At 51.5% G+C, this 11,564-nt stretch carries 8 protein-coding genes; 7 read left to right on the forward strand and 1 reads right to left on the reverse strand.

Annotated features, from left to right (window positions below; translation table 11 throughout):
* Positions 1–52: 52 nt before the first annotated feature.
* The 7 genes from ACFQPC_RS01895 to ACFQPC_RS01925 all read left to right on the forward strand — a co-directional run bounded on the left by ACFQPC_RS01895 (position 53) and on the right by ACFQPC_RS01925 (position 8,540).
* Complete coding sequence (locus tag ACFQPC_RS01895; protein ID WP_382269954.1) at positions 53–1,771, forward strand: ShlB/FhaC/HecB family hemolysin secretion/activation protein; 1,719 nt, start codon at positions 53–55, stop codon at positions 1,769–1,771.
* A gap of 52 nt (positions 1,772–1,823) precedes the next feature.
* Complete coding sequence (exbB, locus tag ACFQPC_RS01900) at positions 1,824–2,249, forward strand: TonB-system energizer ExbB (RefSeq protein ID WP_382269955.1); 426 nt, start codon at positions 1,824–1,826, stop codon at positions 2,247–2,249.
* Positions 2,242–2,622, forward strand: coding sequence for an ExbD/TolR family protein (locus tag ACFQPC_RS01905; RefSeq protein WP_382269956.1), 381 nt, complete (start codon positions 2,242–2,244; stop codon positions 2,620–2,622). Before exbB ends, ACFQPC_RS01905 begins: the two co-directional genes overlap by 8 nt.
* Positions 2,623–2,650: 28 nt before the next feature.
* Entirely contained in the window at positions 2,651–3,325 is a 675-nt protein-coding gene (locus ACFQPC_RS01910) for an energy transducer TonB (RefSeq protein WP_382269957.1), read from the forward strand.
* Between the two features lie 50 nt (positions 3,326–3,375).
* Entirely contained in the window at positions 3,376–6,678 is a 3,303-nt protein-coding gene (locus ACFQPC_RS01915) for a two-partner secretion domain-containing protein (RefSeq protein ID WP_382269958.1), read from the forward strand.
* Between the two features lie 161 nt (positions 6,679–6,839).
* Positions 6,840–7,769: a substrate-binding domain-containing protein gene (locus tag ACFQPC_RS01920; RefSeq protein WP_382269959.1), complete on the forward strand. Its 930-nt coding sequence runs from the start codon at positions 6,840–6,842 to the stop codon at positions 7,767–7,769.
* Positions 7,770–7,964: 195 nt separating this feature from the next.
* Positions 7,965–8,540 carry a nitrogen fixation protein NifQ gene (locus ACFQPC_RS01925; protein WP_382269960.1) on the forward strand — a complete coding sequence of 192 codons (576 nt, stop codon included), beginning with the start codon at positions 7,965–7,967 and terminating at the stop codon, positions 8,538–8,540.
* A 42-nt stretch (positions 8,541–8,582) separates the two neighbouring features.
* Here the strand turns inward: ACFQPC_RS01925 and ACFQPC_RS01930 are convergent, their stop codons facing one another.
* Positions 8,583–11,471 carry an autotransporter family protein gene (locus ACFQPC_RS01930; RefSeq protein WP_382269961.1) on the reverse strand — a complete coding sequence of 963 codons (2,889 nt, stop codon included), beginning with the start codon at positions 11,469–11,471 and terminating at the stop codon, positions 8,583–8,585.
* Between the last annotated feature and the right edge of the window lie 93 nt (positions 11,472–11,564).

The raw sequence follows: 11,564 nt of genomic DNA on the forward strand, positions 1-11,564 counted from the left end.
CGGGCTATTTCCGATTTTGATTTCAACATTCAAATAAATTATTAAAACCATTATGTTCAACATCTATAAGCAACAAAAAGCATTGCTGTCCATATCGCTGCTTTCCAGCCTGGCCTTGGCGTCACCAGCGGTGCAGGCGCAAGTCCTCAATTACGGTATCGGCGACGCGGTAAGGGATACCAATGTAGCGAAACCTCCTGTCCAGCCAACAGAGCCGCCGGCACCGGTCATCATCCAGGAAGAAGAAACGCCACTGTCCCTGGCAGATGGTGAAAAGATTGCAGTCAGGGATTTTCGTGTGGAAGGTGCTGAATTTCTTGATGAAAACGAAGTGTCGTCCTTGCTGCAGCCATATCGCAACCGTGAACTGAACATCAACGAGATTCGGCAGGCTGCAAACAAAATCACGGTGTATGCGCGGGAACAAGGGTATATGGTCGCGCGCGCTTTTGTACCCAAGCAAAACATCCAGGATGGGGTGTTGCTGATCAAGGTGGTTGCCGGGAAATACGGCAAGTTCCAGATGAAAAATAGCTCGCTGCTGAAGGATGAGCGTTTGCAAGGCATATTTGAGCAGACGAAGAGCAAATCCGGGATAGTGACCAAAGAAGGGCTGGAGCGTTCGATATTACTGGTCAACGACACGCCGGGCGCACGCATGCCGCGCGTCAGCATTTCTGCCGGCGCAGAACCCGGCACCTCCGATTTCCTGGTTGAAACCGAAGCAGCCGATCGTGTGCAAGGCTATGTCATGGCGGATAACTATGGCTCCCGCTTTACAGGTGAAAATCGTGTAACCGGCGAGTTGTATATCAACAGCCCTTTTGGCATAGGCGACCGCATTTCCCTCAAGGGCACGACCACCAAAGCCGCCGGCTTGCAAAATGCGCGTGCCGCTTATGAATTTCCATTGAATAACGATGGCTTGCGCCTGGAAGTAGCCGCCGCGAAAACCACTTACAAGCTAGGCGATGAATACGTTGCGCTGGAAGCCACCGGCGAAGCCGAAATGTACAGCGCCAGATTGTCTTATCCCATCAAACGCACGCGCGAAGATAGCATCTACCTGTCATTGGATGTAACGAACAAGCAGCTGAAAGACAGCTATTTCAGCGGAACTTCGACAACTGCCAAACAAGAAAACGTCGCTACATTGAATCTGCAAAGGGAGACCTATGGCAGCCTGTTTGGCCTGTTTGCCTATTCCAATGTGAACGTCGGCGCTGCCTTCGGTCATTTGAATTTTGATGACAAGGCACTGGAAGCGGTATCGGATACGGCCGGCAATTTTTCCAAGCTGAATGTGTCCTTCTTTGGCAATCTGGCCCTGACCGAAAAATGGTCTTTGGAAACGACCGCCCAAGTGCAGGATTCATTGGGCAACCGACTCGACGGGGTTGAGCAATTCAGTGTTTCCGGTCCCAGCGGCATCAAATCCTATCCGGATGGCGTGACCGGGGATAAAGGCTATTTGCTTGGTGCAGAACTGAAATTTGCGCTTAACCCGGGTGCTGACATTAGCCACACCGTTGGGGTATTCGCCAATTACGGCTCGGTCAAACTGGAAGGCAAGCCTTACCTCTACGTATTCAATGGTGCGGTCCAGCGCGCCAACAAATTGAACATCAGTGACATCGGCCTGGCTTACTACCTGAGCAGCAAAAAGTACTTTGGCCGCTTGCAAGTTGCGAAGACCACGGGTAACAGCGATGCAACCAATGTCTACAACGATGACGTGAAGGTCCAGGCAATGCTGGGCTTGCGTTTCTGATGACGCCGGATGTGAACTTTAAGCTCTGAATGAGAAGGGATAAGCAATGAAAATGGAATGGCTCTCCGCCGCTATCGATTACGGCATCATCGGCTTGCTGCTTGTTTTAAGCATAGCGGTGGTCGCCGTTGCACTTGAACGCATGGTTTTTTATCGCAGCATCAAGGTAGAAAACTTTAGCAGTATCAAATCGCTGGAGTTGGTGCTGACGGCAAAACTGGGCTTGATCGGATCGGTCGGCAACAATGCCCCTTACCTGGGATTGCTCGGGACGGTGCTGGGCATCATGCTGACTTTCTACAATATGGGGCTGGATCCGTCCGCCATGGATGCCGGCAAGATCATGACCGGCCTGGCGCTGGCGCTAAAGGCGACGGCAGTCGGCCTGGTGGTCGCCCTGGTGGCGGTTGTGTTTTACAACGCGCTGTTACGCAAGGTAAGGGTGCTCATGCTGCAATGGGAAATTGCCCATGGATGAGAAGCCCTTTGACACTATCAACGTGATTCCCTTCGTGGACATCATGTTGGTATTGCTGACTATCGTGCTGACCACCTCCAGCTTTATCGCCAGTGGCAGGATACCTATCAACCTGCCGCAAGCATCCAAAAGCGCGGATGAAGCGAAGCAGGCCAAGATGATAGAGATCAGCGCAAAAGGCGATATCCATTTCGAAGGCAAGGCGGTGACGCCGGAACTGCTGAAGAAAGAACTGCAGGCATTGCAGAAGGATACATCCTTCGTCATCCGCGCCGACAAGGAGGTCGCGCTGCAGCGTTTTATTGATGTGGCCGATGTACTCAAACAATTGAGTTTTGCCAAAGTTGCGGTGCAAACCGAGAACAGGACATAGAGCGATCATGGTCCGGTCCGGCACACAATTGATTGAGTACAAAGGGAAGCAGACGATGACATATGCCGTCGCTGCCTCCCTGTTCCTGCACGGCGCATTGGTGCTGGTGGCACTACTGCTGTTGACCAAGTCTGTTGAAGAGATAAAGACGGATAAATTATTGCTTGAACTGGTCGGCATGGTTGCAAATCGCCAACGGGAAGAAAGCACACCGTCCTCTGCCGCGTCAACCACGACCCCGGTGCAAAAAACGGTACAAAAGGAAGAGACAAAAAAGACGCCGGTAAAAAAAATCAAGGCGATTAGCGCGGATAGCCCGGTACAGATAGAGCAGCGAGAAGAGCTGGCAACGTCGTCATCCCGGTCTTCGGAAAGCAAGAGAGACAGTGATTTGCAGAAGCAACAGACGCTGAATAATGAACTCGAAGAGCTAAAGAAGTATCAGGTCAAGCTCACAAAAAAAATTAAATCCAATCTTGTGTATCCGTCTGATGCCAGAAGACGAGGTTATGAAGGAGTAACCGCAGTCAGGTTTGTCGTGACCGACAGCGGAATGATCCAGCCAGGCACCTTGATAGTTGCTCGCAGCAGCGGATATCCGATGCTGGATACAAATGCGTTGAAATCGGTGCGCGACAGCGAACCTTTCGATAGGCCGCCACGCACCATGCCGGTTGAAATTGATCTTGGATTTTCCAGCTAATTATTCGCCCAGCCGCAAATGCAGCAATACTTTATTGAAAGAAAACTATTATGCGTCCTGCTTCACACACGGTAAAAAACTCTGCATCCGCCCGTCCGTCTGCTTTTCAGCACACACAGTTATGTTTGGCGATATCAGCGCTGCTGGTACCGGTGTGGTCCTTTGCCGCGCCGGTCGTGGGTCCGAATGGTGGTGTGAGCAGTGGTACGGCGACCATCGTGCAGAACGGTGCCGTCACCGACATCAATCAAAGTTCAAACAAGGCGGTCATCAATTGGCAGAGTTTCAGTACTGCGCCGAATGAAACCGTCAATTTCAACCAGCCCAATGCGGCGTCCATCACCCTCAATCGTGTGATCGGGAATGAACAGAGTGTGCTGCAGGGTGCACTCAACGCGACAGGTAAAGTCTTTTTGGTCAATCCGAATGGCGTATTGATCTCGACCGGCGCAACGGTCAACACCGGTGGTTTCCTCGCCAGTACCTTGAATATCACTGATGATGATTTTAATAAGGGCAACTATACCTTCAAGGGTAATGGCTCGACTACATCCGTGACTAACCTTGGCACCATCACGGTCACTGATGGCGGTTATGTAGTGCTGATGGGGCATCTGGTGTCGAACCAGGGGGCGATAGTGGCGACCAAAGGCACGGTATCGCTGAATGCAGGTAACAAAGTCACACTGAACTTCAATGGCAATTCCTTGCTGAGCGTGACGATAGATGAAGGTGCATTGAACGCACTGGTAGAGAACAAGCAGGCGATCTATGCGGATGGTGGTCAGGTGATCCTGACGGCGAAGGCTGCGGATGAGTTGCTGGGTTCGCAAGTCAACAATACGGGCATCGTTCAAGCGCAAACCATCGATGACTTGAAGGGTACGATAGAAATCTACGCACATGGTGGCACGGCGAACATCGCCGGGAAGCTGGACGCATCGGCTCCGACTACGGGTGATGGTGGCTTCATTGAAACCAGTGGTGATGTCGTCAATATTGCTGCGGGCACCAAAGTCACCACCTTATCGGCGCAGGGAAAAACCGGTAACTGGCTAATAGATCCTAATGATTTCACGATTGCTGCTTCGGGCGGGAATATGACGGCAGCAGATGTTGTCAGCAATCTGGCAACTACCAATTTTGAAATCAAGACTGCGACGATGGGTACGGCCGGTGGCAATGGCGATATCCATGTCAATCAGGCGATCAGCTGGAATACGCCAACCATACTAACGCTCAATGCGGAGCGCAACGTCAATATCAATGCAGGCATCACGGCGACAGCAAATAGCGTAGTTGTGGCCGGAATGGAACAGCATGCAGGACTGACACTTGTCGCAGGCAACGATATCAATATTAATGCGCCGGTCGTCCTTGCGGGCACCAAGGCTGCCATGTCGATGACTTATAACGGTGATTACTACATCCGGACCAAGGCGAGTTATAGCGGTACGGTACTGGATGCAAATGGCAAACCGGTTGCTAAGCAAGATACGAGCGGCGGGCTATACGGCAGCATCACGCTGAACGCTGCGGATTCGACTCTTAATATAAACGGCGATAGCTACACACTGATTCGTAGCATCTCTGATCTGGAGGCAATCAATAACAATCCGACAGGTCATTATGCGATCGTGCAAGACTTGACCGATACCGGAACCCGTAGCCAAGCAGTTATAGCTGAATTGGGCACACCAACGACATTGAATTATTTCGATGCCAATGGCGATTTTCTTTTAGATGCCGATGGGAATCTCGCTCCAGTCATTACTCCGGGAACGCCAGGTATTTTGGCGGGTATGGGACACACCATCAGGGATTTGAATGTTGATATTCCAACGCAGATCCGTTTCGCAGGTGGTCTTTTCGGCAGTGTCCAAGGTGGGAGCCTGGTAAGAGACCTCGGTTTGCTCAACACAAAAGTGAACGCGCAGGCAAACGATCCTTTTGGTTTTTCACCCTATGCAGGTTCTTTGGCCGGCTATGTTGATGGAACTATTCGCGGAGTTTACGCGCAAGGCGGGCAAGTTACCGGTAATCCTTTCTTTTCTACCGCCGGCCTGATTGGAATGACGGATGGTGCCAATATCAGTTTCACGTTCTCGGATATTTCAGGCGTGCAATTTGGCTTGATCAGTCGCTTGGAAAACGGCGGCAGTGTTAACAACTCCCATGCAACCGGTAATGTAAGTCGAGGCGGATTGCTGGGATATACAAAGGGAAGCTATGTCGCCAATTCGTACGCCACCGGCGATGTGATTGGCCTGAATAACTCCCTGGCACTTGGCGGCCTGATTAGCGAGTATTCGGCCGAGGCTGGTCGCCCCAATATGGTCGTCAATTCTTTCGCAACCGGTCAAGTGATTGGCGGTACCAAGTTGGGTGGTTTGATTGGGGCTGCTGATGCCGGTCAAACTATCCTTACCATCAAAAATAGCTATGCGAAGGGAAACGTCACCGGCAATTTCCCAAGTTCTATTACTGAAGCCGGTATAGGTGGCCTGGTCGGATATTTCAGCGGGGGAGATATCCTTATTCAGGATTCCTATGCCAGTGGGAACGTTACGGCAAACACTGCATTCGTAGATTCAGTTGGGGGACTGGTCGGGTATTTGAATGGAAGCGGGAATGGCACCAGCCTGATCACGAACTCCTATGCAAGCGGACAGGTCAATGCCGTCTTTTCCGATGACGTAGGAGGGCTATTGGGTACATCCGTTGGTGCAAGTGTCAAAGGATCTTACGCAACGGGAAATGCAACGGGCTTTAATAACGTGGGAGGGCTTGCTGGCGCGCTACAGAAAGGAGACGTCGAGGCCACGTATTCAAGCGGAAAAGCGGTCGGAATGAAATCCCCCTTTGCTGTTGACTACTCGGTAGGCGGATTAATCGGTCGTGCGAGTCAGGCAAATATTGATCCGAATACTTATTACAACGCGGATGGAGTCAAAGGCAGCCTGGGCAATGCCCCCTTTTTCTTTGGCGGTATCAATAGCAGCAAAGGTTTGAGTGGTACACAGATCGCAGACGTACAGCATTACGTCAATGGCACGATTGATCAGGTTTTAGCGGATCGCGCTGTTCAAACAGCAGCAAGACAGGCGCAAGCCCTGCAGCAAACTCGCATTGAAGATGCTGGAAAGCTATCCAATAGCGCTGTCAGCTTGCTTCAACGTGCCGCCACTAACGGTGCAATACCGTCTTCTTCCATTAATCAAGCTCCTTCCATCGATAGTCAAATTGTCTTCGCAGATACACAAAGTTTTTCCGCTGACGTAAAAAGCATCGTCGTTGATGGCGTTCGTTTCAATCTCGAGGAAGAAAACGCATCAAAGGCGAAAGGCGATTAACACGACCTTTCCAGAAATGACGTACGGAATTTGTGTCAATGAGTACCGGGCGTGTTTCCGTTATTAGCTCATTTTTGAGAAGGCTGGCCAAGTAAAGAATTCGTCTCACCGGGACGATGTTTGAAGAAGTACCCACTCTAATTTTTATAAAGGGATTTTTCATGTCATTCAGTACTAAGCACGTTTCTTCAGGTATTGCTGCGGTCGCATTGGTTTGCGCGACATCGCTTGCATTAGCAGCACCTACAGTTTGCACGGTCGTGCCGTCCGGTTCGCCATATGACGCCACTATTGCGGTAGCATCCAATTTTTACGGTCCTGCACAAAACCTGGTGACCGACTTTACCGCTGCTGGTAAACCAGGTGCCGGGAAACGTATTCGTATCTGCCACAATGCTACGGCGGATTTGAATACTGAAATCAGAACCGGTACCTCGGGTTACAGCTTGTTTCTGGCCGCGAATGCATCAACCCCGAATGGGCTTGTCGGAACCACTTATGTGCAAAGCGGCGCAACGTCAGATCTTTATGCCAAGGGTATCCCGGTATTGTTTGCACGCAGCGCCACTGTCAGTAGTGTAAAAACCTTGATACCGGCACTTCCAAATGGCGCGTCTGCAAATGTATCGTTCGTTGCCACCCCGGCTTTTTCTCTGAGTACCGCTAATTCGCAAACCGTAGCGGTAGCTGATCCGGTTGCTGCCCCATATGGAAATGCAGCGGTAACTATTCTGGCGGATATGGGGCATACCGTGTCGTCAAGTTCTATTCCTGCCTGGGTTAATAATCCTTTGTATGGCAACATTTCCTTGACCTTTGATGCGGTCGCGACCAGCCCGTTTCCTAACAAATCCGGGTTTGTATCGAAAGCCCAAATCTGTGACGGTGTTGCACCGGCTTCGCCAGTAATTTACACATATGTTGCATTTACAAATGCCAAGTACGTCTTGAATCAAAACGGTATTTTGATTGACTCCGGCAATGCAGGGCAGAACGCTTTGGGTGCGTCATTGAGAACTTTTATGCTCGCGAACAGCGATCCTAATTACTGGTCTGGTTTCCTCAGCACACATTGCTACGCTCCTATTTGATGCCATAGCTTGTCTGTAAAAGATGATGTACGTACGCCAGCTTTCTGTCGAAAGCTGGTTTTTTTACATACGGCCCAATGTCGTGTTATTTTCTCCCAGGGGCTTTCCCTGCACTTTTCCCGGGATTAACTTCGCTGCACCGAGCGACCATGTCCTGGAATTGCGCAACGGTTCTATCTATTCGGATTCGATGACATGAATAACTGCGAACTCCTGTTGGAAGCCTTTTCCGCCGAACCCGGGAACCATGCTTATCGCGCCATTGCCGGCGTGTTGGACGGCGCATCGGTCGGAGCCTTGCCTCGCTTCGGTGAATGGCTGGGGCTGGGCGAAGAAGAGTTCTGGGAAATGCTGGATGTCTGCTTCCCCGGTGCGCGTGACGCCGGATGGGAGCCATCCGTGCCGGTGAGTGATGCGGCGATACCGTGCGAATTCCAGGACCTGGTTGATATGCTGGAAGCGGATCGCAGCAGCGGTGCAGTCGAAACCGGATGGCTGGCACATGCACTTGCTTGCGGCTGTTTCGGTGGCAATCATCTGTGGCACGATATGGGGCTATCGGGCCGCGAAGATGTGACTGTGCTATTGCAACAGTATTTCCGTCCGGTCTTCGATGCGAATACCAATCAAATGAAGTGGAAGAAGTTTTTCTATCACCGCATTTGCGAACGCATGGACCTCCATCCGTGTCCGGAACCGGTGTGCAGCGATTGCGACAATTACGCGGTTTGTTATGGCTCGGAGAAGACTATTACCGTGCACCGCGTTTAAGCGCTGCCACACATACTCGCAAGTAGCGTAAGTAATGCCAGTCTAGAATGCCATCCTGATCCCAAGCGTAGCGCTAAAGGTATAGCTATCGCCGAAGTTCTTCAGGCTGGTATTGAGCATGCCTTGTCCGTAGACCATGTACTTGCCGTCAGCCCAGCTGTACGAAGTACCTGCACCTATCCCGCCCCACAAGCGCTCATTGCGATTGGCGAAACCAACGCCTGCAACGTCAACCCGTGTGCCATCCAGGAACTCGTTGTATAAATTGACGATGGCGTAGTTGCGTTGAGAGCTGGATTTTCCGGCGCTATCCAGTGACTTCTTTTCATGTGCCAGCGACAGGCCGAGGCGTCCCAACAGGCTAGCCCCTTTGTCTAGTGTCACTTGTGCACCGAAGGCATCCTTGAAGCTGTCGAACTTCACTTTCGAATAAATCAACTGAACCTGTGGTGTCAGTGTCCAGCCGGATTCCTGTTTGATGTCTAGGCCTAGCTCGCTGGATAGCGCGTAACCACTGCCATTGTTGCCGTGGATCAGACTGGCACCGGTCAGTTTGGAACTGAGGTCGCTGTCATAGATGTTGAATTGCAACTGGTTGTCGACATATAAACCGTTGTTGCCGAACCAGCTCAGGGTCGCGCCCACTCCGTAGCCATTCGTATTGATCTTGCCTGCACCGAATGGAGAGTACGTCGCGGTTCGTCCATTGCTGTATTGCGCCAGCACACCTGCTATTAATTGACCGGATGCCGCATTTTCATAGAGCAGGGTGTCGACGCCGGCCTGCAATTTATAAATATTGCTGTTGTAATTGGTTTGGCTATCCGAGGTTGCCGGGCGGATACGGTGGTGGCTACCTTCCATGCGACCCCAGGTACCGGTGCGCACAGTCCTGTTATCACCCGCGCTGAGGCCGGTTGTGTCTGCCCACTGGCGATTGCCTACACGCTGCTGCAGTGTTGCCAGTGTATTTAATTGCAGCAAGGTTTGTGGATAGACTTCATAGCTCGGAACGCCGGCCTGATACAGAGGTATTTCCTGCTGTGGCATCAGTTGCGAACGCAAATACCAATCGCCGTCATTCGGGTCAGTGATGCCGTTCTTGTGCAGCGTATAGGCATAGGCACCACCGACGACGGCTTGCTCGCCCTGGATGACATAGTCGCTGCTGAGGGAAAATTTGGCATTGGAAGCACCGACCACATCAATGATCTTAATGCCGTTGATGGTTTGCGCGCCACGGCCGCCGGCATTCCTGATTCTGACCTTGGCGGTACCGTTAGTGTCACCTTCGACGACCAGTTTGTCGGTCAGCGAATTGTCGTCGCCAAGCACGGTATTGAGCTGGATAGTGCCATCAGCAGAGTCAAAATTATTCTTGACTGTCAGGGTCGTGGGGCTGAAATTGCCACTATTGGTGTAGACCACAGAGGAGTTGCTCAGCGATAAATTACTCAGCGTTGAATCGCCACTTATATTCCACACCGACTGATTCTTCAGCGTCATGTCAGAAGTGTTGCCACTACCCAGTCTGGTCGCTCCGTTCAGTATTGAATTATCGGCAGTCAATTTAAGTATAGCCACATAGCCAGGGGCGTTGCTGTCGACTTCGATGACATTGGTTTTTCCACTGACGGTCGAGTTTGTCAGCGATACTTCCAGTGTAGTTGCGTCTGCCGCTGTATTGCCCACGACGCGTATGCCGGCAGCTTGTTTCGATGTGATCGTACTGTTGGTGATGCTTGCCTTGCTGGCTCCGCCAACTTGGTAGGTGCTTGCGATCAGGCCGCTTGCATCCGCGCCGTAAGTGGTGATATTGGTGTTGTTAAGTTGTAATTCGGAAGCACTACGCATGTAAGCACCATAGGCATTGTCTCCCGTGGTCGTAATATTGATCCCGCTTGCTTCGATACGGGCAGCCACGCGTGTTGCGCCAGTCGGCCCACCCATTCCTGCAACAAATAAACCGTGGGCAAGCGAACCTGAGGTCGTGATTGATCCGCCGTTCAGGATGACCTTGCCACCAAATTGTGCCACCGCTCCCATGCTGGAGTCACCCAGGGTTTGTACATTCACCTGGCTTGCCGTGATCCTGCCCTGGCTCAAGGCTGTCAGGCCGTAAGCATTTGCAGATTCGGTCACGATGGAGCCGCCATTCATTGTTAACACTGAAGAACCGGCTGTGCCGCTGGAGGAATTGATGTCATTGATGCCGTCGACCCAGACCCCATCTCCACCCGAACCTGTCGTATGAATACTGACATTTTCAAGGTGCATTTTTCCGACATTGATTTCTGCGCCACGCGCATTGAGACCTGATGTTTTGATACGGGTACCGTTTGCGGTCAGGCTAATCGCAGTGGTATCTGAATTAATGACATATAAACCAGCGGAGCGTTCTCCCGTGGTGGTTACGGAACCACCAGTCAGTTCAACGCTGCCTTTCGTGTTTACTTCCACGCCGTGCTTGAACCATGTACCGGTACCGCTTGCAGTGATGGCGACGTCTTTTCCTATGAATTTACCGCCAGTAAAAGCATAGACACCTTTCTCTCCTGTGATGGCGCCGCCGGTCGCGCGAATCAGTCCGTTATCGACAGCACTTGCACCGATGGAGTCGGTTCCGTTCACTTCTACGTCTGCATTGTTAACAGTGATCTCTGAGTCGGTCCCTGTTGCACTTAATCCTATTGTGCTGATTCCGGTACCACGGATAGTGGCGCCATCCGTAAGAAAAATTTTCCCGCCGCTTTCCGCATTCACAGGGTTGGCACGTGGTCCTCCGGTGTTGATGGTCACCGGACCCGTACTTTGGATCGTGCCGCCTTTCTCTGCAAACAGACCATAGCCGGACATGGAAGAAAGTATGCCGGTATCGATGGTACCGCTGACTGATTCCGTGCTGCCATCCGCATGCACTTGCTGAGCCATCGATCGCTCCGCGTTAACAAGTAAAAGGGTAATGACGAGATTTTTGCTTAATCCTACTGAGATGGTGATCAATTTCTCTTTCATTTTGAAATT

The sequence above is a fragment of the Herminiimonas glaciei genome, from assembly GCF_042664955.1.
GTDB classification, from domain to species: Bacteria; Pseudomonadota; Gammaproteobacteria; order Burkholderiales; family Burkholderiaceae_D; genus Oxalicibacterium; species Oxalicibacterium glaciei.

Excerpts from the sequence above, each read along its gene's own strand:
- ACFQPC_RS01895 (WP_382269954.1), top strand. The coding sequence starts at position 53 with ATGTTCAACATCTATAAGCAACAAAAAGCATTGCTGTCCATATCGCTG.
- exbB (WP_382269955.1), top strand. The coding sequence starts at position 1,824 with ATGGAATGGCTCTCCGCCGCTATCGATTACGGCATCATCGGCTTGCTG.
- ACFQPC_RS01905 (WP_382269956.1), top strand. The coding sequence starts at position 2,242 with ATGGATGAGAAGCCCTTTGACACTATCAACGTGATTCCCTTCGTGGAC.
- ACFQPC_RS01915 (WP_382269958.1), top strand. The coding sequence starts at position 3,376 with ATGCGTCCTGCTTCACACACGGTAAAAAACTCTGCATCCGCCCGTCCG.
- ACFQPC_RS01920 (WP_382269959.1), top strand. The coding sequence starts at position 6,840 with ATGTCATTCAGTACTAAGCACGTTTCTTCAGGTATTGCTGCGGTCGCA.
- ACFQPC_RS01925 (WP_382269960.1), top strand. The coding sequence starts at position 7,965 with ATGAATAACTGCGAACTCCTGTTGGAAGCCTTTTCCGCCGAACCCGGG.
- ACFQPC_RS01930 (WP_382269961.1), bottom strand. The coding sequence starts at position 11,471 with ATGGCTCAGCAAGTGCATGCGGATGGCAGCACGGAATCAGTCAGCGGT.